At 54.7% G+C, this 21,305-nt stretch carries 18 protein-coding genes and 1 pseudogene; 11 read left to right on the forward strand and 8 right to left on the reverse strand.

All coding sequences use genetic code 11. The features are described 5' to 3' along the window. The first annotated feature begins 37 nt into the window (after positions 1-37). From J0X03_RS21350 to J0X03_RS21370, 5 genes are all read left to right on the forward strand, one after another. The gene (locus tag J0X03_RS21350) at positions 38-2,218 is read left to right on the forward strand and encodes a carbon starvation CstA family protein (protein ID WP_089195417.1); all 2,181 of its coding nucleotides are present in this window, start codon (positions 38-40) and stop codon (positions 2,216-2,218) included. Positions 2,219-2,436: 218 nt separating this feature from the next. Beyond that, positions 2,437-2,640, forward strand: coding sequence for a YbdD/YjiX family protein (locus J0X03_RS21355; protein WP_004953088.1), 204 nt, complete (start codon positions 2,437-2,439; stop codon positions 2,638-2,640). A gap of 21 nt (positions 2,641-2,661) precedes the next feature. Continuing rightward, a complete protein-coding gene (yjiA, locus tag J0X03_RS21360) occupies positions 2,662-3,624 on the forward strand; it encodes a GTPase (RefSeq protein ID WP_089195416.1) in 963 nt (320 codons plus the stop codon). Between the two features lie 109 nt (positions 3,625-3,733). Then, complete coding sequence (locus tag J0X03_RS21365) at positions 3,734-3,997, forward strand: hypothetical protein (protein WP_047025142.1); 264 nt, start codon at positions 3,734-3,736, stop codon at positions 3,995-3,997. Then, complete coding sequence (locus tag J0X03_RS21370; RefSeq protein ID WP_103101788.1) at positions 3,994-4,725, forward strand: Fic/DOC family protein; 732 nt, start codon at positions 3,994-3,996, stop codon at positions 4,723-4,725. The genes J0X03_RS21365 and J0X03_RS21370 overlap by 4 nt, the downstream gene beginning before the upstream one ends. Positions 4,726-4,740: 15 nt before the next feature. On the opposite strand, the gene J0X03_RS21375 is transcribed toward J0X03_RS21370, so the two are convergent. Then, positions 4,741-5,763: a LacI family DNA-binding transcriptional regulator gene (locus J0X03_RS21375; protein ID WP_122004269.1), complete on the reverse strand. Its 1,023-nt coding sequence runs from the start codon at positions 5,761-5,763 to the stop codon at positions 4,741-4,743. Positions 5,764-6,047: 284 nt separating this feature from the next. On the opposite strand from J0X03_RS21375, the gene ascF reads away from it, so the two are divergent. Together ascF and J0X03_RS21385 are read left to right on the forward strand one after the other, a co-directional pair. Continuing rightward, on the forward strand, positions 6,048-7,490 hold the full coding sequence (gene ascF, locus J0X03_RS21380; protein WP_160203939.1) for a PTS cellobiose/arbutin/salicin transporter subunit IIBC: 1,443 nt from the start codon (positions 6,048-6,050) through the stop codon (positions 7,488-7,490). A gap of 16 nt (positions 7,491-7,506) precedes the next feature. Next, on the forward strand, positions 7,507-8,937 hold the full coding sequence (locus tag J0X03_RS21385) for a 6-phospho-beta-glucosidase (RefSeq protein WP_160203938.1): 1,431 nt from the start codon (positions 7,507-7,509) through the stop codon (positions 8,935-8,937). Between the two features lie 24 nt (positions 8,938-8,961). On the opposite strand, the gene J0X03_RS21390 is transcribed toward J0X03_RS21385, so the two are convergent. The 4 genes from J0X03_RS21390 to J0X03_RS21405 form a co-directional block, all read right to left on the reverse strand. Beyond that, positions 8,962-9,294, reverse strand: a complete 333-nt coding sequence (locus J0X03_RS21390; RefSeq protein WP_160203937.1) for a contact-dependent growth inhibition system immunity protein — start codon at positions 9,292-9,294, stop codon at positions 8,962-8,964. Beyond that, positions 9,291-9,578 (reverse strand): contact-dependent growth inhibition system immunity protein, encoded by a 288-nt coding sequence (locus J0X03_RS21395; RefSeq protein WP_160203936.1) that lies wholly within the window; start codon positions 9,576-9,578, stop codon positions 9,291-9,293. The genes J0X03_RS21390 and J0X03_RS21395 overlap by 4 nt, the downstream gene beginning before the upstream one ends. Positions 9,579-9,582: 4 nt before the next feature. Further along, entirely contained in the window at positions 9,583-10,410 is an 828-nt protein-coding gene (locus J0X03_RS21400; protein ID WP_160203935.1) for an RNase A-like domain-containing protein, read from the reverse strand. Positions 10,411-10,559: 149 nt separating this feature from the next. Then, positions 10,560-10,973, reverse strand: coding sequence for a putative T6SS immunity periplasmic lipoprotein (locus J0X03_RS21405; protein WP_160203934.1), 414 nt, complete (start codon positions 10,971-10,973; stop codon positions 10,560-10,562). A gap of 407 nt (positions 10,974-11,380) precedes the next feature. Between J0X03_RS21405 and J0X03_RS24230 the strand changes: the two genes are divergently transcribed. From J0X03_RS24230 to J0X03_RS21425, 4 genes and pseudogenes are all read left to right on the forward strand, one after another. Continuing rightward, complete coding sequence (locus J0X03_RS24230) at positions 11,381-11,698, forward strand: hypothetical protein (protein ID WP_230358665.1); 318 nt, start codon at positions 11,381-11,383, stop codon at positions 11,696-11,698. Between the two features lie 224 nt (positions 11,699-11,922). Then, entirely contained in the window at positions 11,923-13,050 is a 1,128-nt protein-coding gene (locus J0X03_RS21415; protein ID WP_415641168.1) for an HNH endonuclease, read from the forward strand. A 168-nt stretch (positions 13,051-13,218) separates the two neighbouring features. Continuing rightward, positions 13,219-14,339, forward strand: a protein-coding gene (locus J0X03_RS21420; RefSeq protein ID WP_160203932.1) for an IS3 family transposase whose coding sequence is annotated in 2 segments (ribosomal slippage) — positions 13,219-13,477 and positions 13,477-14,339 — 1,122 coding nt in all. Because the reading frame shifts where the segments join, the coding sequence is not laid out codon by codon here. 30 nt (positions 14,340-14,369) lie between these two features. Then, positions 14,370-14,756: pseudogene (locus J0X03_RS21425) on the forward strand (tyrosine-type recombinase/integrase); the annotation flags it as partial. A gap of 51 nt (positions 14,757-14,807) precedes the next feature. On the opposite strand, the gene J0X03_RS21430 reads toward J0X03_RS21425, so the two are convergent. The 3 genes from J0X03_RS21430 to J0X03_RS21440 are packed head-to-tail and all read right to left on the reverse strand — an operon-like array spanning position 14,808 to position 21,303. Beyond that, entirely contained in the window at positions 14,808-17,879 is a 3,072-nt protein-coding gene (locus tag J0X03_RS21430; RefSeq protein WP_129993884.1) for a type III restriction-modification system endonuclease, read from the reverse strand. Positions 17,880-17,890: 11 nt separating this feature from the next. Beyond that, the gene (locus tag J0X03_RS21435; RefSeq protein WP_129993883.1) at positions 17,891-19,834 is read right to left on the reverse strand and encodes a site-specific DNA-methyltransferase; all 1,944 of its coding nucleotides are present in this window, start codon (positions 19,832-19,834) and stop codon (positions 17,891-17,893) included. A gap of 59 nt (positions 19,835-19,893) precedes the next feature. After that, on the reverse strand, positions 19,894-21,303 hold the full coding sequence (locus J0X03_RS21440) for a DUF2130 domain-containing protein (protein WP_129993882.1): 1,410 nt from the start codon (positions 21,301-21,303) through the stop codon (positions 19,894-19,896). Between the last annotated feature and the right edge of the window lie 2 nt (positions 21,304-21,305).

Raw genomic sequence — 21,305 nt, forward strand, 5'->3', positions numbered from 1 at the left:
TCATTCATATTTTGCAGACTGGAATTAAGGATACCTCATGAAACGAGAGGGGATTTTAAAGCACATTCCGTGGATGCTGCTGGGGATACTCGGCGCAGCCTGCCTCGGCGTGGTGGCGCTGCGCCGCGGCGAACACATCAGCGCGCTGTGGATCGTCGTCGCTTCGGTGGCGGTGTATCTGGTGGCCTACCGCTACTACAGCCTGTACATCGCCACCAAGGTGATGAAGCTGGATGCCGGCCGCGCCACCCCGGCGGTGGTCAACAACGACGGCCTCAACTACGTGCCGACCAACAAGAACGTGCTGTTCGGCCACCACTTCGCCGCCATCGCCGGCGCCGGGCCGCTGGTGGGGCCGGTGCTGGCCGCGCAGGTCGGCTACCTGCCCGGCACGCTGTGGCTGCTGGGCGGCGTAGTGCTGGCGGGGGCGGTGCAGGACTTTATGGTGCTGTTCATCTCCTCGCGCCGCAATGGCGCCTCGCTCGGTGAGATCATCAAAAAAGAGATGGGGCCGATACCGGGCACCATCGCGCTGTTCGGCTGCTTCCTGATCATGATCATCATCCTGGCGGTGCTGGCGCTGATCGTGGTGAAAGCGCTGGCGGAAAGCCCGTGGGGCGTGTTCACCGTCTGCTCCACCGTGCCGATCGCGCTGTTTATGGGCATCTACATGCGCTACCTGCGCCCCGGCCGCGTGGGTGAAGTGTCAATCATCGGCATCGTGCTGCTGGTGGCCGCCATCTGGTTCGGCGGCGTGGTGGCGCACGACCCGTACTGGGGCCCGGCGCTGACCTTTAAAGACACCACCATCACCTTCACGCTGATCGGCTACGCGTTCGTCTCCGCTCTGCTGCCGGTGTGGCTGATCCTGGCGCCGCGCGACTACCTGGCCACCTTCCTGAAAATCGGCGTGATCGTCGGGCTGGCGATCGGCATCGTGATCCTCAACCCTGAGCTGAAAATGCCGGCGGTGACCCAGTTCGTCGACGGCACCGGCCCGGTGTGGAAAGGCACGCTGTTCCCGTTCCTGTTCATCACCATCGCCTGCGGCGCGGTCTCCGGCTTCCACGCGCTGATCGCCTCCGGCACCACGCCGAAGCTGCTGGCCAATGAGACCGACGCGCGCTTTATCGGCTACGGCGCGATGCTGATGGAGTCCTTCGTCGCCATCATGGCGCTGGTGGCGGCTTCCATCATCGAGCCGGGCCTGTACTTCGCCATGAACACCCCGCCGGCGGCGCTGGGCATCACCATGCCGGACCTGCACCGCCTGGGCACTGAAGACGCGCCGATGATCATGGCTTCGCTGAAGGACGTGACCGTGCACGCGGCGGCGGCGGTCAGCTCCTGGGGCTTCGTCATCAGCCCGGAACAGATCCTGCAGACCGCCACCGACATCGGCGAACCTTCGGTGCTGAACCGCGCCGGCGGCGCGCCAACGCTGGCGGTGGGCATCGCCCACGTGTTCCACCAGATCATTCCGGGCGCCAACATGGGCTTCTGGTATCACTTCGGCATTCTGTTCGAGGCGCTGTTCATCCTGACCGCGCTGGACGCCGGCACCCGCTCCGGCCGCTTTATGCTGCAGGATCTGCTGGGCAACTTCGTGCCATTCCTGAAGAAAACCGACTCGCTGGTGGCCGGCATCATCGGCACCGCCGGCTGCGTCGGGCTGTGGGGCTACCTGCTGTATCAGGGCGTGGTGGATCCGCTCGGCGGCGTGAAGAGCCTGTGGCCGCTGTTCGGCATCTCCAACCAGATGCTGGCCGCCGTGGCGCTGGTGCTGGGCACCGTGGTGCTGATTAAGATGAAGCGCGCGCAATACATCTGGGTGACCGTGCTGCCGGCGGTGTGGCTGCTGATCTGCACCACCTATGCGCTGGGCCTGAAGCTGTTCAGCGATAACCCGCAGTTGGAAGGCTTCTTCTTCCTGGCCGGCGAATACAAACGCAAGATCGCCGAGGGCGGCGCCGAGCTGAGCGCCCAGCAGATCGCCAACATGAACCACATCGTGGTGAACAACTACACCAACGCCGGGCTGAGCATTCTGTTCCTGCTGGTGGTGTACAGCATCATCTTCTACGGGGTGAAAACCGCGATGGCGGCGCACAAGAACCCGAAACGCACCGATCAGGAAACGCCTTACGTGCCGGTGCCGCAGGCGGCGCCCACCGACGGCGTAACTGAGGGGGAGGTCAAAGTTTCGACCCAGCATTGATGTGATTTAACGGATACCCTGCATAATAAACGTTAAGTAGTACCCAAAGCCGCACGGCCTGCGTATCGCAAGATGCCAGGCGTGCGGCGCGATGCAATCGAGATACCCGGGGCGACCCGGAGGTGGGGCATCCCTGCGGGAACCCCATCCCCCGGCTTCCCCTAATATCAGGCTTAAGCAAGCGCTGTAGTGATGCAGGGTAAAGTTGGAGAAGGTTTATGTTCGGAAATCTCGGCCAGGCGGGGAAGTACCTCGGGCAGGCGGCGCGCATGTTGGTGGGCGTGCCTGACTACGATACCTACGTCCAGCACATGAAAGACAACCACCCGGACAAGCCGGTGATGACCTATAAAGAATTTTTCCGCGAGCGCCAGCAAGCGCGCTACGGCGGCGACGGCAAAGGCGGCATGCGCTGCTGTTAACCCGCAGTCACAAGGACCCGTATGAAACCCATTGCAGTCACCATCCTGACCGGCTTTTTGGGCGCCGGCAAAACCACCCTGCTGCGCCACATCCTGAACGCCGAACACGGCTATAAAATCGCGGTCATCGAGAACGAGTTCGGCGAAGTGCCGATCGATGACGCACTGATCGGCGATCGCGCCAGCCGCATTACCACCCTGAGCAACGGTTGCATCTGCTGCAGCAAGTCCAACGAACTGGCGGACGCGCTGCTGGATCTGCTGGACGGCGTCGACAGCGGCCAGCTGGCGTTCGACCGGCTGATCATCGAATGCACTGGCATGGCCGATCCCGGCCCGATTACCCAGACCTTTTTCTCGCACGAAATCCTGTGCGAGCGCTTCCTGCTGGACGGCATCATCACCCTGGTGGACGCGGCGCACGCCGAGCAGCAGCTGAGCCAGTTCAGCATCGCCCAGGCGCAGGTGGGCTACGCCGACCGCATCCTGCTGACCAAAACCGACGTGGCGCCGGACTGCGAGGCGCTGATCCAGCGGCTGCAGCGGATGAACGCCCGCGCGCCGGTCTACAAGGTCACGCACGGCGATATCGATCTAAGCGTGCTGTTCGACATCGAAGGCTTCACGCTGAACGACAAGCTGAACCTGACGCCAGCCACCCCGCTGTTCCGCCGTATCCCGCAGCCACAGAGCGACATCCGCTCAATTGTCGTGACGCTGGAGCGCCCGCTGCCGCTGATGCAAATCTCCGACGTGATGGAAGGCCTGCTGCTGGAATACGCCGACAACCTGCTGCGCTACAAAGGCATTCTGTCTATCGAAGACGAGCCGCGCCGCCTGCTGTTCCAGGGCGTGCAGCGGTTGTATAACGCCGACTGGGATCGGGAATGGCTGCCTGAGGAAGAGCGCAAGAGCACGCTGGTGTTTATCGGTGTGGATTTGCCGGAGGAGGAGATTCGGGAGCAGATTGGGGGGTTGGGGTAAGGGCGAAAAAACGCGCCCATGGGGCACGCTGACGCATCGCAACGCGCTGCGCTTTGGCGACATCGCCGTATTGGCATGCTAAAATATGACCAATAATGGAGGATGCCCCATGACCCAAAGAGCCATCGTTAGCGTTGCCAACTATGTTCATCAACTGGCTAAAGACCATGAAATTACACATTCCCGCGACGGCATGAGCCGTATGGCGGTGGCCATTACCGGCCTGGCTGACGACGCTGTCGAATTGGATGAGGTGGAACAATTACTGGTTAACCTTAAACGAAAAGGTATCCTGACCAAATCTGAAATTCTCAGCCTTCAGGGGCGTTATTTCCGCGAACAGAGGGCCGTTCGTAAGAAATTCAAAGCATGATGTTTGATCCTTTCGGCGATTTTGATGCCAACGGCTATTTGCAAAATAGCCTGAAGCTTAAAGATCCCGATGAAATAAAAAAGGCAGAACATCTTTCATTCGAATTAAGCATCGAAGACGCCCTCAGCTACCTCGCCCAAACGCAGCGCATAGACTACCCGTCTATTCTGAAAGTTCACGAAATCCTGTTCTCTGGTTTCTATCCTTGGGCGGGAAAGGACAGAAACACGCTAGTCCCCCATCTTGCCGTCTTCAAAGGCTCAAAGAACGAACCGCGCCATACGGTCTTCGAACGTCCTGATTCTATCCGCAGAGCCGTTGATTATGCGCTGCGGCTTGCAGCAGACGAACAACGCTTCAGGGAACGGCCAGGGGAAGTCATGGGATTATTGGCTTTCGCACATCCCTTTCTGGACGGCAACGGCCGCACAATTTTGTTAGTCTTCATGGAGCTCAGCTTCCGTGCCGGGTTCAGCATTAACTGGGCGGAAACGAATAAGCATGACTACCTCCAGGCTATGACTGACGAGATAAACGCCCCCGCTCAGAGACATCTCGACCAATATCTGCAACCTTTTGTCATCGACATAGCCAGCCGCGATGATTGGCCAAACATCATCGGTGGAATAAAAGGACTGGATGGTTTAGATAAAGAAAATATCTCCTACGGCAGCATGGACGATCCTGAAGTACAGAAAATTTATATGACTTACCGTGGCGAACAATAAGCCAACCCTACCGTTTTACCCCTTTTGAAAATACGGCCCCGCCGCTACCGACTCGCGCTCGATCAGGCTGGCCGGGAAGCTGGGGCGCTTGCTGAGCTCGCCGCCGTCCAGCATCGACAGCAGGCGGTTGATGGTCTCCTGGATCATCTCGGTGACCGGCATCTTCATGCTCGACAGCGACGGCACGGTATAGGGCGCCAGCGGGATGTCGTCGAAGCCGACGACCGATACCGCCTCCGGCACCGCCACGCCGCGCTCCGCCAGCCGCTTCATCGCGCCGATGGCCATTTCGTCGTTGCCGGCGACGATGGCGCTGAACGGCTGCCCGCCGGCCAGCAGCGCATCGACCGCCGCCACGCCGCTTTGCGCGTTCCATTTTCCTTCGACGATCAACGCCTCGTTAACCGCAATGCCCTGCTGCGCCAGCGCGGACTTGTAGCCGGAAAGCCGCTCCAGCCCGGTGGGGGAATCGAGCGAACCGGTGATAAAGGCGATGTCGCGATGGCCGCGCGCGATCAGGTGCGCCACCGCCGCCGCGCCGGCAGCGTGCTGATCGCTGAAGATGCAGTAGCTGTCGTTCAGCCGCAGCCGCCGGTTGATCACCAGAATCGGCTGGCGGTGTTGGGAGACGATCTCGTCCATTTCCGCGATCGACAGAAAACGCGGATAGATGATCACCCCGTCGCAGCGCAGATCCAGCAAAAACTGAATGGCGGCCCGCTCCTCTTCGGCGGTGTGCTTGCCGTCCGCCAGGATCAGCTGGCGGCCGTTCGCCTCCATGATGCGCGCCGACTGCGCCATCAGTTCGCTGAAATAGTTGCCGCTGTAGAGGGTGTTGGTAACCACCAGGCCGAGGGTTTGGGTGGTGTTGGTCGCCAGGCTGCGCGCCAGCAGGTTGGGCCGATAGCCGGTTTCCGCGATGGCTTTATCCACCAACGCGCGTTTCTCCTCGCTGACATAGCCGCTGCCGGACAAAACGCGCGACACCGTCGCCTTTGAAACGCCGGCCTTTTTCGCCACCTCGAGTATCGTTGCCATCTGTGCGCCGCCAAAATCCATGGGTTCAGCGCAGTCTAACCAAGACGCCCGGCGTTTGGAACGCTTTCGCGCCCCTGCGCGTCGGTGCGCACTTATCCCTGACGATCCAGATCACGAAAACGAAACGCCAAAAATCATAGTTCTTGCCAACTACAAAACACAAATACATGATTTTGTGAAACCGGTTTCTTATGGGCGTTTCATACGGATGGAACGACGGATCGCCCAGGCAGTAAATATTCGCCTTTGGGCTATCCGAATTGCTATCTGAGAGACGACACGCCATGCCGAAGAACTACGCAGAGATCTCGCACGCCATCGTGGCCGCCCTAGGCGGCACGGGCAATATCGAGGCCGTGACCCACTGCATGACCCGCCTGAGATTCGTGGTGAAAGACAAAGCGCAGATCGACACGCCGGCGCTGAAGGCCATCGACGGCGTGCTGGGCGTGGTGCACAGCGGCGAGCAGTGCCAGGTGATCATCGGCAACGAGGTGGCCAAAGCCTATCAGGCGGTGCTGGCGCTCGGCATGCCGGGCGCGGCGGCCCCCGCCGCCCCGGTGAAGCGCAAGCTCACCCTGAAGGGCATCGGCGCCGGCATTCTCGACGCGCTGGTGGGCACCATGTCGCCCCTGATCCCCGCCATCATCGGCGGCTCGATGGTGAAGCTGCTGGCGATGATCCTGGATATGGCCGGGGTATTTGAGAAAGGCTCCTCGACCCTCGTCATCCTCAATGTGATCGGCGACGGCGCGTTCTTCTTCCTGCCGGTGATGGTCGCCGCCTCGGCAGCGCTGAAGTTCAAAACCAACATGTCGCTGGCGATCGCCATCGCCGGAGTGCTGGTGCATCCCAACTTTATCGATCTGATGGCCAAGGCGGCGCAGGGCCAGGCGGTGGAATTCGCCTTCATCCCGGTGACGGCGGTGAAATACACCTACACGGTGATCCCGGCGCTGGTGATGACCTGGATCCTGTCGCACATCGAACGCGGGGTGGATCGTATCACCCCGGCGGTGACCAAAAACTTCCTCAAGCCGATGCTGATCGTGCTGATCGCCGCGCCGATCGCCATTCTGCTTATCGGGCCGCTCGGCATCTGGATCGGTAGCGGCATTTCGGCGCTGGTGTACACCGTGCACGGCTACCTGGGCTGGCTTTCCGTGGCCATCATGGGGGCGATTTGGCCGCTGCTGGTGATCACCGGTATGCACCGGGTGTTCACCCCGACCATCATCCAGACCATCGCCGAGACCGGCAAAGAGGGCATGGTGATGCCTTCGGAGATCGGCGCCAACCTGTCGCTGGGCGGCGCTTCGCTGGCGGTGGCGCTGAAAACCAAGAACCGCGAGCTGCGCCAGACCGCGCTGGCCGCCGCCGCTTCCGCCATCGTGGCGGGGATTTCCGAACCGGCGCTGTACGGTGTGGCGGTGCGCCTGAAGCGGCCGCTGATCGCCAGTCTGATCAGCGGCTTCGTCTGCGGCGCGGTCGCCGGCATCGGCGGGTTGGCCAGCCATTCGATGGCCTCGCCCGGGCTGTTCACCAGCGTGCAGTTCTTCGATCCGGCCAACCCGATGAGCATCGTGTGGGTGGTGGCGGTGATGGCGCTCTCGGTGGTGCTGTCGTTCGCGCTCACGCTGATGCTGGGCTTCGAGGATCTGCCGGAAAACGCCGCCGCGCCCGGCCAAACCGCACCGGCGGCGAACGCCGCCAGCGCAACGCATTGAGACACCAGAGGATTGCATGTCCGATTCAACATTCCCTAAAGGATTTTTATGGGGCGGCGCTTTAGCCGCCAACCAGGCGGAAGGTGGCTATCGCGAGGGCGGCAAAGGGCTGACCACCGTCGATATGATCCCGCACGGCGCCAACCGCATGGCGGTCAAACTCGGGCTGGAGAAGCGCTTTAACCTGCGCGACGACGAGTTTTACCCTAGCCACGACGCCATCGATTTCTACCACCGCTACCGCGACGACATCGCGCTGATGGCGGAGATGGGCTTTACCGTGTTCCGCACCTCCATCGCCTGGAGCCGGATTTACCCCAACGGCGACGAGCTGACGCCCAACCCCGAGGGCATCGCCTTCTACCGCAGCCTGTTCGAAGAGTGCCGCCAATACGGCATCGAGCCGCTGGTGACCCTGTGCCATTTCGACGTGCCGATGCACCTGGTGACCGAATACGGCTCCTGGCGCAGCCGCAAGATGGTGGAATTTTTCACCCGCTACGCCCGCACCTGCTTCGAAGCCTTCGACGGGCTGGTGAAATACTGGCTGACCTTCAACGAGATCAACATCCTGCTGCACAGCCCGTTCTCCGGCGCCGGGCTGGTGTTTGAAGCGGACGAAAACCCCGAACAGGTGAAATACCAGGCCGCGCACCACGAACTGGTGGCCAGCGCGCTGGCGACGCGCATCGCCCACGAAGTGAACCCCGCCAACCAGGTGGGCTGCATGCTGGCCGGCGGCAACTTCTACCCGTGGTCCAGCAAGCCGGAAGACGTGTGGGCCGCGCTGGAGAAAGACCGCGAGAACCTGTTCTTTATCGACGTGCAGGCGCGCGGCGCTTACCCCTCCTACGCCGCCCGCGTCTTCCGCGAGAAAGGCGTGAGCATCGCAATGGCACCGGAAGACGCCGACATCCTGAAGCACACCGTCGACTTCGTCTCCTTTAGCTACTACGCCTCGCGCTGCGCCTCCGCCGACATGAACGACAACAACAGCAGCGCCGCCAACGTGGTGAAATCGCTGGCGAACCCGCACCTGCCTCGCAGCGACTGGGGCTGGGGCATCGATCCACTAGGGCTGCGCATCACCATGAACATGATGTACGACCGCTACCAAAAGCCGCTGTTCCTGGTGGAAAACGGCCTGGGCGCGCACGACGAGTTCAATGCAGCAGGCGAGATTGAGGACGACTACCGCATCAGCTACCTGCGCGAACACATCCGCGCCATGGCCGACGCCATCGCCGACGGCGTGCCGGTGCTGGGTTACACTACCTGGGGCTGCATCGACCTGGTGGCCGCCTCGACCGGCGAAATGAGCAAGCGCTACGGCTTTGTCTACGTCGACCGCGACGACCAGGGCAACGGCACCCTCGCCCGCACCCGCAAGAAATCGTTCTGGTGGTATAAGAAAGTGATCGCCAGCAATGGGGGGGATTTGGGGTAGGTTTGGGCGGGGGGGTTGGGGGGCTTAAATTCGTTTAAGCTGCCCCAGCTTTTGCTCTGCTTTTCGTTGCAAAATGGCAAAGAACGCTACCGCGGTAGTACCCCAGCTCTCCGGCACAAACTCATCTGTAAAATGCTCCGCCATGCCTTCGTCTATACGCCCTGCATAAGTAGCCTGAAACTCTTTAGTCTCCTCGAGGATATCGCGGATGACTTGAGTGCCGTTTTGCTCCAGGAAGCCGTCAATCACACCTTCGGCCGTTTCGGCATCAGTAAACAGATCATAATCCTGACCGAAGTAAATACTGAATAATCTACTGAGATCGCTGAAGTGATTGCGAATCACGATAGTGCTCAAAGCGCTTTCACTGCAGCGCTTCTGGCCTGTTGCAGGAAAGCGGAAACCGTGGTTCCCCATAGCTCCGGGCTGAAGGTAAAGCCGAAACGTTGGCTGAATAATGACTCCACATTATCCTGCGCCAATAACGCATCTATCTCATTAACCAAAGCCTCGCGCTGCTGATGAGTCGCCAGACGAATGTACTCTGCGATCAGCGCAGTAATATCGCCCTCTGCATTTATCAGGTCATAATCTTGACCAAAATAAACGACGATCAGGTTATCAAGTTCGCTGTTTTTCATCGGCTTATCTCGCAGGGAAAGCGCTAAGGATAAAGTAAGGTTTGCCATTATAGCGGGTAAATTCAATCACAACGCCAACCCGGTGACATTGATAGACGTCAGTACTTCCGCGTAATACGCCGTAACCCACTGACTCTGAAAAATTATGATACACGCTCAAACGGCTGCCGGGAGACGCGTACTTTACCCAATGCACAATATCTGCGCGGTTTGCCTTTACCGTAACAGAAACATACTTTTCGGCCTCCTTTACCGACCTGAAGGTGCTTGCTGCAATCAGTTTCGGGCGCCTGACTAGCCTGGCAATAAGCGCTTCCGGAGCTATGTTTATATGCCGAGCCAATGTGTGCCCGCCCGGATATTTACCGCTAACGGACTCATGCTCAACCAGCTTAACCCGCCCCATACGCACGGATGCGACTCTGGCAGCGCCAACCGCTCCGGCAAAGACAAAAGGCACGGCAATATCGACCGTTAAACCAACGTTATAGGCCGTTTCCCGATCGGCACCCAATGTTTGCGCCAATAAAACGGCAGACTGATAAGTATCGGTAGTTGTTGGATGCCCGGTAATCATCTGATTGGAAGCGGCCTTGATGCTGTCCAGGCTATGCGTTCCCACCACCACACACCCAACCTTGGTGATAAACGTCGGATCCGGCGCATAGCACAATACCCCCGCCCCCATCAGCTCAACGACACCACCGGCAAGCCCCAAACCGCCAAGCAGACGGTTACTGAGCGTTTCACCTTCAGTGACGCTTTCATCAGACAGCACCGCCGCAAGCTGCACCGGCGACAAGGCAATACGCAACTCATCTTCATTCGCCATGTTCGTTCATCCGTGAATGAGCAAAGCCGTATGATTAACATAAGCTCTCGAAAGGATAAATACTGGAATGGTTAACGCCAAATTAGCCGGCACCTTATCTGTAAGGTTCGGTCAATACTGAAGCACTGTTATTTCAATAGAGCGCCTCGTTATTGGATGTTTTCAATAGCAAAGTGATTATTGAATCTTTTCACTTTGAAGTGAGCGATAAAGGCCCTGCCGGAGACATCCTGCAGATTTCTGCGCTTCTCAATCGGTACGAAATTTAGCCTCATGCTGTAGATATAATTTTCCTGAAACGGGTAATCTTCTTGGGTAACGCAAATGCCCTTTTTCAGATTCTGGTTCACCACCTCAATCAATTTCTCATCCAAATCTCCACTGATATAGAGCGTATCTGGCCTTTCGTTTTCCTTTGGTGACGGATAGATGCAGATGTCGCCATTCGCTTTAGCATGGGCGGTGATAGAGATATCCGGCGCATAGCGCTGATCGAGGCGATCACCTACGCAGGCGCTTAACAATATCGATCCTGCAATGGCCAGCAAGAAATTAGCTTTCATCATATTCCATTATTTATAAATCTTAATGAGGAAATATTATCCATGAATGGATGACTGATAGTTCAACGCAAAGATGATATGCCGAATTGCGAGGTACATTCCAATCCTAAAAGTAAATAAACTGTAATTCCATACAGCTTATTTTTTCCTTTTACTGATAACGCTATAGTTTTTTCGCTGCGGCCAAATCCGCAGCCGGAGTTAGCGTTCCGAATACCCCAACCCTGTTCGAATATGGTATAAATTCGAGCATGCCGATGCGCACCCAAACAATGGTGGCTCGGGCGGTGCTTCCTCCGGGAAGGCCGGTATCCGTTGGGGCCGGTACGCTAACGCCGTTCGAGCTACCACCCGAGTTTAGCGTCTCTTCTGGTAGCGGTATTTCTCTCCCAATGGAAATAGCCGATATGGAAAACACTTACTTACCCAACGCTTCTGAAACCATCCCCAACACCCTCACTCTCTATCGCCAACTGTTTAACCACCTCGATCTCAGCGCTTTCAATCCCTCAGAACTCTTAGACCTAGCTGCCCTCTCTGCCGAGCAGGCGGAAGGGCTGTGCCACGGGCTGATGCTGTTCGGCCACTTGCTGCAAAAGACCCCGCAGCTGGATGCCGAAGACTGGGGACAGCTGAATCGCTATCTCACCGCCACAGTGCATCTGATCCCTGCGTTGTGTAACCTTTATGGGCGGGCGTTGCGGGAGATGGAAGCCTGCGGCTAACGTAAGTGGCAATCAGGGCTATGCTCATCGCCCTTCCCACTCACGTTTTTCCAATAGATCTGACTGACGTATCACAACAAAAGCATTCATCAAGGTAGGCATTTCCTCCCCTACCTGGCATAGTTAACGCATTCGGTAAATCGATGAGTTAACTGCTGGGTATTGATGCATACTGCTCTCGTCAGCAAGCACATTGCTCAGAGCCAACTCGGCAATGTGAGGGAGTGGTTTTGGCAACTGCAATAGAGGCGTTATCTTCAAAAGAATCCGTTTTAAAAGCCATCGAAGAATATAAAAAACTTGGCCGAGATGAATTCTTAAAAAAACATAAAATAAAGCGATTTAAAAAATTCACCCTTCATTATAATGGCGAAAAGTACGACATCCGAGGCATTGGCGCTAGAGCATACAGTGAGCAGCATGGTTATCCGTTTAAGGGAATCAACGCCGACAGCGGGACGGAAAAAGCCATCCAATTTCTCAAAGATCTCGGTTTTGAGATCGTCGAAACACCGCATCCTTTTGACTATTTAACCGAAGGCAAACTGTACACACGCAAAGCGCTTATCGAGCTCTACGGCGGGCAGCTGCAAGGCGGTATCTGGACCCCGCGGGAATTCCCGGTGATCTTTATCTTCACCGGAGAAAGCGGCGAAACCTACGGCTATAAAGATGGTCAGCTAGAGGATGGACGCTACGCCTATACAGGAGAAGGCCAAAAAGGGCCTATGACCTTTACTAGAGGTAATAAGGCCATCCGAGACCATAAGGAAGATGGCAAAGACATCTTCCTATTTGAGGACAACAAGAAAGAAAAAGGCGTTCGCTATCTTGGCATGTTCGAGTGCGATTCTTGGGATTACATTCAGTGCTTAGACTTACAAAAGAAGGACATGCGACAGGGGATCGTTTTCAATTTATTCCCGGTATCGTCAGCTCAAAGTATTGTGGATACCGCCATATCAACAAAAATTGGCCAGAAGACGGAAACTCTCAAAGAATTACGAGTGAAGGCTATAAAGTCATCAGCGATGTCAGGCAAACGCCAACAAGGTGACAGTAAACAATCTTGGTTCAATCGCAGTAAGGACGTGAAAAATTACGTACTGCAACGTGCCAATGGCATCTGTGAATCATGTGAACAACCAGCACCATTCTATCGGGAGAACGGCGAGCCCTACCTCGAACCCCACCACACCAAACGCTTAGCCGACGAAGGCCCCGATCACCCGCAGTGGGTGGGCGCCATCTGCCCGACTTGCCATCGGCGGATTCATAGTGGGGTGGATGGGAAAGAGGTGAATAAGAAACTGATGGTGAAGTTGGAGTTGAAAGAGGCTGCATATAAATAGCCAGCATTAATACAATGCTTTTAGGACCGAAACACCCCGTGTTGCCTTTTGAAAAGATAATCCTAGATAAAGGGATTATCTTTTCCCCACATCAGATTGACCTGCTCCCCGTTGATTAATACACACCGATGTTAGTAATGTCTTCATAAGCCACATGAGGACATCCCCATGAAGAAGCGTTTTTCCGACGAACAGATCATCAGTATCCTCCGCGAGGCTGAAGCCGGGGTTTCTGCCCGTGAGCTCTGCCGTAAGCATGCCATTTCCGACGCCACCTTTTACACCTGGCGTAAGAAGTATGGCGGTATGGAGGTGCCCGAGGTTAAGCGCCTGAAGTCATTTGAGGAAGAGAACGCCAGGCTCAAGAAGCTGCTTGCCGAAGCCATGCTGGATAAGGAGGCGCTTCAGGTGGCTCTGGGGCGAAAGTACTGACGACAGGCCAGAAGCGGGAAGCCGTGGTGTTGATGTGTAATGCGACCGGTCTGTCGCAACGTCGGGCCTGCAGGCTGACAGGTTTGTCCCTGTCGACCTGCCGTTATGATGCTCAGCGTCCGGCTGCTGATGCACATTTATCAGGGCGTATTACTGAGCTGGCGCTTGAACGCAGACGTTTTGGTTATCGGCGCATCTGGCAGTTGCTGCGTAGGGAGGGGCTTCACGTCAATCACAAGCGGGTATACCGTATTTACCACCTTAATGGACTGAGCGTAAAACGCAGACGAGGCCGTAAAGGGCTGGTGACCGAACGGTTTCCGCTTCTGCGCCCGGATGCACCGAACCTTACATGGTCGATGGATTTCGTTATGGACGCACTGGCCAACGGTCGCAGGATCAAGTGCCGGACCTGTGTGGATGATTTCACGAAGGAGTGTCTGACGATCACCGCTGCTTTCGGTATTTCAGGCGTTCAGGTCACGCGTATTCTGGACAGCATCGCGTTGTTTCGGGGGTATCCGACGACAATAAGAACCGATCAGGGCCCGGAATTTACCTGCCGCGCGCTCGATCAATGGGCCTTTGAGCATAGTGTGGAACTACGGCTTATCCAGCCAGGTAAGCCAACGCAGAACGGATTTATTGAGAGTTTTAACGGACGCTTTCGCGATGAGTGTCTGAATGAACACTGGTTCAGCGATATTCTTCATGCCCGGAAAACGATTAATGACTGGCGGCAGGATTATAACGAGTGCCGTCCCCATTCATCGCTGGATTACCAGACACCAGCTGAATTCGCAACGGACTGGCGAAACAGTAAATATGAAGAAAAACCAACTGACATTACTAACTGAAGGTTGTATCTAATACTGGGGGCAGGTCAAATCCTGAAGCAGATAAAACAGTTTTGCGGGGAACACGAGTTGATTTTCATTAGCGATCACGATCCGCGCAAGCCCATGAGTGAGAACACGGTCAACAGTGCTCTGCGGGTTATGGGTTATGACACTAAAGTTGAAATTTGCGGCCACGGCTTCCGCACAATGGCCTGTAGTTCGTTAATTGAGTCAGGGCTATGGTCCAAGGATGCGGTGGAGCGGCAGATGAGCCATATGGAGCGTAACTCGGTGCGAGCGGCGTATATCCATAAAGCGGAACATCTGGATGAGCGAAAGTTGATGTTGCAGTGGTGGGCTGATTTTCTGGATGCAAACCGGGAGAAAACCGTTTCACCATTCGATTATGCAAAGCTCAACAGCCCAATGAAGTAAAATACAGCATACACCCCAGCCGATCTCTACAATGGTAGGCTGGGGTTAATCTTACTTCACCACTTCCATCAGCTTACCGAAGCTATCCACTACGTCATACTTCACGTTTTCTGGAGCAAACTTCTTATTAATCTCATCAAAGAACTTACGGGCACATTTAATCTTGGTGGCTTCAACAGGCCGTAAATCCAGTGACGACATTGAGCCCTTGGTCTCAGCAACGAAATACACATGCTTGACCGAGCCTTCTTTGAAGGAAATGGCCCAGTCGGGGTTGTAATCACCGACTGGGGTTGGGATCAGAAAACCACGTGGCAACTTGGCATATACCACCACATCCTTGCTGGTATCCAACTCTTCGACGAACTTGCGCTCAATCGCGGAGTCGGTAAGTACATAGTCATAAATGTGATTTTGCAATTTATTCCCGGCCTTACTGAGATCCTGTTTGCTCTGGCCCGTGGTAAAAATGTCCAAATCAAACTTGTCTTCTAACGTGTCATAGGCCAGATGCTCGATAATGACATTGGCCTTTTGTTCGTTGACCAAGCGAATGGCTTCGGCAATGAAGCTTTCCGGATTGCTCTTGAATTGTGCGAAGACGTCAGCATTGAGGCCTTTAAGAATTTCGGCAACGGTTCGTCTTGTAAGCAAAGTCCCCTCTGATAACTTGCCAATCAGATCGTACTGCACAGCGGAGTGGATGGAGGCGTTTTGCGATTCTGTTTCGGTAACTTTCAGCTCGAAGGCATTGCCCTTTTTGAGGTCATCGTAAGTTGCCGTATCAGCCTGCTCGCCACGTTGAATAGTGTATTGTAACGGCGTCACTCGCAATCCAGCATTCTTGTCATTAAGCGCCTTAATCGCATTGTCCACTAGCTCAACATCATCAAACAGCACATTGTAGGTAGCCTTGCGATTGATTCGCCCCCACAGCGCCTTGAATTCCTGCTTTTCAAAGTTGGCATTGGGCTGCAGTCTTTTGGGCTTGCGACCATCTTCTACCTGCATGAGTTGGCTTTCGCTGAATACGCTATCAATCAGCTGGAATATCTGCTCTGCATAGGACAGTAGTTCATCCGGCAATGCCTCAAGCGTGCCGTCTTTCTTGTCTTGATGGTACTTCTCCGTGATATTGCGTTTTTTATCGACGTAGCCGTTCTGGATCAAATAAAACTCAATGTCCGTGGCCTGGTCGTCCGAGACCGTAACCGGGCCTTCGTTCGTGTTCAGCATCTTGCCCGTGAAGTAGGCCTTGTCCGCCACACGCGGACGAGCTGACAAGGACTCGCTAATGTCCTTCTGCAAGGCTGTTACGAAGTCCTTGTAACTTTCGCTGGCCACGACTGTCAGTACGTTAATGTCATGAACAATGGACGGGTGATCCATGCGATCACCATTTTGATTAACGGACAAACGCAGGCCGCGCCCGACCTCCTGGCGGCGTGAAATGGTGTTATCACTATGCTTGAGCGTGCAGATAACAAACACGTTCGGGTTATCCCAGCCCTCACGCAAGGCCGAGTGTGAGAAGATAAAACGTACCGGCTCAGCTAGTGATAATAACCGTTCCTTGTCTTTGAGGATCAGATCATAAGCATCTACATCATCCGACAAGCCCGCATTTTCACCGCGCGCAGCGACCTTGGGATCGGTGAGGCGCTTGCTCTTCTTGTCGATGGAAAAGTAGCCGCTGTGCGTCTTATCGGCCGCAATGCGGCGTAGATATTTAGCATAAGGGGCATCCCCCTCCATAAACCCATTATCAAAGGCCTCTTGAAGGTGCTTAGCGTACTCCTCTTCAAAGATTTTTGCGTACTCGCCTTTTTCATCGGTAGCGGAGTAGTCCCGGTACCTGGCTACTTCGTCGATAAAGAACAACGAGAGAACCTTCACCCCTTTATCGAAGAGCTCCATCTCCTTATCAAAGTGCGCCCTGATCGTCTCACGGATCTGAATGCGGCGCAGCGCTATCTCGGAAACATCACCGGTCGCATCACCCACTGTCAGCTCTACGCCATTGGTAAAGCTCAAGGTGTCCGTATTGGCATTTATGTCCGATACCACAAACCCATCGCGGTATTGATCCAGCTCGTTCGATAGCACAAACAGATTGTCACCTTTGCCCAGCTTGCGGGTGACGCGCTTGATGTTGCCACTGCTGAGTTTCTGTTCGAACTCCACAACCGCGACTGGCGGTTTTTTGTTTGAGATTTCGATGGCTTGTAAATAGAGATAGGCATTGGTTCCCGCCAGTCCCTTTACCGAGATACCGCGCACCTCAATCTTCTTCACCAGCTTCTGGTTGTAGGCATCTAGCGCATCCAGGCGGTGGATCTTGTTGTGTGTGGTCTTGTGGGTAGCGGAATAGCGCAGCACCATCAACGGGTTGAAATTAGCCAAGGAATCCAGCGTCTTGCCTCCCTCCATCCGCTGTGGCTCATCGAGGATCAAGATGGGGCGGTTTGCGCTGATCACATCGATCGGGCGACGTGACTGAAAATCATCGAGCGCTTCATAGATGCGGCGATTATCTTTGCCGGTAGCGTTAAACGCTTGTACGTTGATCACCATGACATTGATACCGGCATCGGAGGAGAAGCTCTCCAGATGGTGCAACTGCTTAGAGTTGTAAATAAAGAAGCGAGCCTTCTTTTGGTAGGTCTCCTGAAAGTGCTCGGCCGTGATTTCCAACGACTTGGTGACACCCTCGCGGATGGCAATGCTCGGTACCACTATGACGAACTTGCTCCAGCCGAATTGTTTGTTCAACTCGAAAATCGTCTTAATGTAGCAATAGGTCTTGCCAGTACCCGTTTCCATCTCGATATCAAGATTTAGCTTGGCCACCTTGGTTTTAACCAAGCTCTCCGACAACGGTAGGTTTTGCTGGCGCTGTGCCTGTTGGATGTTATCAAGCAAGGCAACCTCATTGAGTGTGAGCTCAGCATTTTTAAAACCGGTATCTACCGCAAACAGATCATCCATGCCGTTTTTGGTACTACCAGGGTCAAGGCGATAGCTCATGGCCGCATTAGAGGCCGGTGGCTGCCCCTGAAAAATATCTATAACTGCCTGCACGGCGGCAGCCTGATAGGGCTGATGTTTGAATTTAAGTTTCATTGCTCGCCCCCTCAGATACATTTCACTTCGGTGGCAGGCGACGAGAGCTTGAAAATCTGCTCAACGTTGATCTTGACCGCGCTGTTCTTGTAGCCCGCGTCGCGGAACACCACGCGCAGCGGCTGATGCTTGGCCAGCTCTTTCACAAAACCTTCGTCGATGCTGCCGCTGGCATCGAAGCAGGCGGCCATCGCATTGCCATCGACAAAGAACACTTCTTTTCCTTGGATGGATTGCTTAGCAATAGGCAGCGCCAGATCGACACCCCAGTCCAGCATTACCTGAAACAGCAGGTCTTCTGGTGTGCGTTCGGGTTTGATGTTGTCGACAAACAGATCGAACTTGGCTTTGTCCAGCGCGTCGGGTGTGTAATAGACGTCGGCCATGTTGGAGAGGTCGATTTTGAGGGTTCTGAACCCGATATCCTTGTTCCATGCGTCATTTACTTCCCCTTCAAGTATCCTATTCCCTGCACGGCGTATACGCTCTTTCCCTATATCCGCTATCGAAGCAAAACCTGCTTTTGAGGCAGAAGAATCAGCGCTTGCTTGCTCCGGCAACTGAATCATGATGAATCTTCGATTTCCTCCATCTTCGGCATTTACCGCCATCACCGCTTCAGCGGTAGATGCCGAGCCAGAGAAGAAGTCCATGACTATGGAGTCTGAATGGCTTCCGATACGAATAAGCTTCGCCATGAGTTCTGGAGACTTCGGAAAATCCATGACAGATGAGCCAAAAAGATCCTTGATCGCTTTTCTGCCGTAGTCATTCGTGATTTCCTTGTCTGTCCAGAGCGACTTCACAAGGGTCTTTGCAACCTCGCCATCATCGCTGTGCAAGTAGTCTTTTCGATAAACGCGCCATTCGTCACCTGTTCGTTCCGCACAAAGAAGCCCCCCCTCTTTTGATACCTTATCTTTACCCCACGTCCAGCATGTTTTTACTCCATTGGGCGCATCAGGCCAGACCTCAATCTGGTGGGCCTCATCTTTACTTAGGGAAACTCCCCCTGTTGTTTTATTTACGTACAGCGAATAATAGAGTTTTGGACGCGTTGTTGGGTTGAAAGCTTGGTTCCGGTTTCTCAATCCAAGTAGTCGATAAGGGCCTTTATCATCTTTCTTGTTGTATTCCTCAACCATTCGCCCTTCTTTTTCGAGGCCTTGAATCGATGCGCCGTTCAGCCCATCTTTAACGAATACGAGAACTGCTTCATGCGTCTTGGCGACGAAGCGATCAAGATGCCTTCCCCTTGGATTTAGCTGTACAGCGAGTTGGGCCACAAAGTTTTCAGATCCAAATATCTCTGAGCAAATCGCAATAAGGTTGTGGGCTTCGTTGTCGTCAATACTCACAAAGAGAACGCCATCATCAGTAAGCAACCGGTTCGCAAGACGAATCCTGGAGTACATCATGGTTAACCAATCGGAATGAAAGCGGCCGTTGGTTGCCGTGTTGGCTACCAGCCTGTTGCCTTCTTCATCCTTTTGATTTGATCGGCGCAAGTAATCGCCTGTTTCTTCTGCAAAGTCATCCTCATAAATGAAATCATTGCCCGTATTGTAGGGCGGGTCGATGTAAATCATCTTGACCTTGCCAAGGTAGTTTTCCTGCAGCAACTTCAGTGCATCAAGGTTATCCCCCTCGATGAACAGGTTCTTCGTCGTATCAAAGTCCACACTCTCTTCACGCACCGGGCGCAGAGTCTTGGCAATTGGCGCATTGGCCGTCAGCAATGCCTCGCGCTTACCCGGCCAGTTCAGGTGATAGCGTTCCTGTGGGCCTTCGACAATTGACTCAGCCAGTTCTTGGCGCAACAGGTCAAAATCCACCGCCAGCTTCACGCTGCCGTCCTCGCCCTTGGCTTCGGTGACACAACCTGGAAACAGATCGCGAATGCGGGCTATGTTGTCCTGCGTGAGATTGGGTGAATGCATTTTTAGCTTTTCCATGTTCTTTTCCTCTGGACGCCGCACTATTGCGCAGTGTCCTAATTCTTTCTGGGCTGGCTTTATTCGGCGTCAGAATTGTTTTGGTGTTTGAGCTCGGCAAATTTGGCGGCCATTGTTGGGTTGCCGCGGGTGAGCCGCTTGACCGTCAGGTCTTCAGCTTTGTCGTTGGCAAGCCGTAGATTGTTGGCAGACTTGTGCAGGGCTTCTTTGGTCTTTTCAAGATCCTTAATGGCTTCGTCGATGCGTTTGACCGCTTCTTCAAACCCATCTGAAGCCAAACGCCAATTGCGACCGAATGCGGTCTTGAAGTCATCGAGCTGGGTTTCAAATTGGGTGATGTCGATGTTCTGCGCCTTCACCAGCGCCAACTCGGACTTGTATTGAAGTGACTTCATCGCCGCATTGCGTAGCAACGTGATTATGGGGATGAAGAACTGTGGCCGAACGACGTACATCTTCGGGTAGCGGTGAAACACGTCAACGATCCCGGCGTTGTAAAGCTCACTGTCGGGCTCCAGCAGGGATACCAGCACGGCGTATTCGCAGCCTTTTTCGGTGCGGTCCTTGTCGAGCTCCTTGAAGAAGTCTTCGTTTTTCTTCTTGGTGGCTGTTTCGTCACCTTCGTTCTTCATCTCGAACATGATCGAGACGATCTCGGTACCTGCATCATCCATGTCCCGGAAAATGTAGTCGCCCTTGCTGCCGGTGCGCACGTCGTTGTCTTTTTCGAAGTAGGCCTTTGGGAATGCGGTGGCTCGGAGACGGTTAAACTCAATCTCGCAATGCTGCTCCAAGGTTTCCCCAATCATCTTGGTCGACAGCCGCGCCTTCATGTCCCGCAGACGCACGATCTCACTATCGCGATCTTTGAGCTGTGTTTCGTATTTATCTTTGAGTGCAGTCTCGGCAAGTTGCTTTTCCAGTGCAGCTCGATCTAGTCCGCTTTTGAGTTCGTCACGTTCCTTCGTCACCACGCTGACCGCTTCGGTGAGCGCGAGTTTTTGTGCAACTTCGCCCGCTGCAAGCTTGGCCTGCAGACTCTGAATCACGGTATCCTTGGTGGCCTCGGCTTGCCGTAGCTCACTTAATCGCTTCGCCTCGGCCAGTTGAGCTTTAGTTTCATTCTCTTGCTTTGCTTTTTCCAGCGCGTTTGCCAGCGCATCGCGATCTTTTTCTACCGCGTTCAGCGCCTCACTGACAGCAAGCTTTTGCGCAACCTCTCCTGCATCCAGCCTAGCCTTTAGTGCCTGAATTTCGGCGTCCTTTGCAGAAGCAGCCTTATGCAATTCACTGGTAATCTTGGCTTGAGCGAGTTCGACCGCATTTTGCTTGTCCGTCTCGGCCAGCTCAAGGCGTTCATGTAGCTGCTTCTCAAAGTCAGCATCGCGAACCTGTTTCAGAATGTCTGCGTAACCAGTTTCATCAATCTTGAAAGCCTTGCCGCAATGGGGGCAGATGATTTCATGCATGG

Source organism: Serratia ureilytica (assembly GCF_017309605.1).
Classification (GTDB): Bacteria; Pseudomonadota; Gammaproteobacteria; order Enterobacterales; family Enterobacteriaceae; genus Serratia; species Serratia ureilytica.

Coding starts and splice junctions, on each gene's coding strand:
- J0X03_RS21350 (WP_089195417.1), top strand. CDS start 38: ATGAAACGAGAGGGGATTTTAAAGCACATTCCGTGGATGCTGCTGGGG.
- J0X03_RS21355 (WP_004953088.1), top strand. CDS start 2,437: ATGTTCGGAAATCTCGGCCAGGCGGGGAAGTACCTCGGGCAGGCGGCG.
- yjiA (WP_089195416.1), top strand. CDS start 2,662: ATGAAACCCATTGCAGTCACCATCCTGACCGGCTTTTTGGGCGCCGGC.
- J0X03_RS21365 (WP_047025142.1), top strand. CDS start 3,734: ATGACCCAAAGAGCCATCGTTAGCGTTGCCAACTATGTTCATCAACTG.
- J0X03_RS21370 (WP_103101788.1), top strand. CDS start 3,994: ATGATGTTTGATCCTTTCGGCGATTTTGATGCCAACGGCTATTTGCAA.
- J0X03_RS21375 (WP_122004269.1), bottom strand. CDS start 5,763: ATGGCAACGATACTCGAGGTGGCGAAAAAGGCCGGCGTTTCAAAGGCG.
- ascF (WP_160203939.1), top strand. CDS start 6,048: ATGCCGAAGAACTACGCAGAGATCTCGCACGCCATCGTGGCCGCCCTA.
- J0X03_RS21385 (WP_160203938.1), top strand. CDS start 7,507: ATGTCCGATTCAACATTCCCTAAAGGATTTTTATGGGGCGGCGCTTTA.
- J0X03_RS21395 (WP_160203936.1), bottom strand. CDS start 9,578: ATGAAAAACAGCGAACTTGATAACCTGATCGTCGTTTATTTTGGTCAA.
- J0X03_RS21400 (WP_160203935.1), bottom strand. CDS start 10,410: ATGGCGAATGAAGATGAGTTGCGTATTGCCTTGTCGCCGGTGCAGCTT.
- J0X03_RS21405 (WP_160203934.1), bottom strand. CDS start 10,973: ATGAAAGCTAATTTCTTGCTGGCCATTGCAGGATCGATATTGTTAAGC.
- J0X03_RS24230 (WP_230358665.1), top strand. CDS start 11,381: ATGGAAAACACTTACTTACCCAACGCTTCTGAAACCATCCCCAACACC.
- J0X03_RS21430 (WP_129993884.1), bottom strand. CDS start 17,879: ATGAAACTTAAATTCAAACATCAGCCCTATCAGGCTGCCGCCGTGCAG.
- J0X03_RS21435 (WP_129993883.1), bottom strand. CDS start 19,834: ATGGAAAAGCTAAAAATGCATTCACCCAATCTCACGCAGGACAACATA.
- J0X03_RS21440 (WP_129993882.1), bottom strand. CDS start 21,303: ATGCATGAAATCATCTGCCCCCATTGCGGCAAGGCTTTCAAGATTGAT.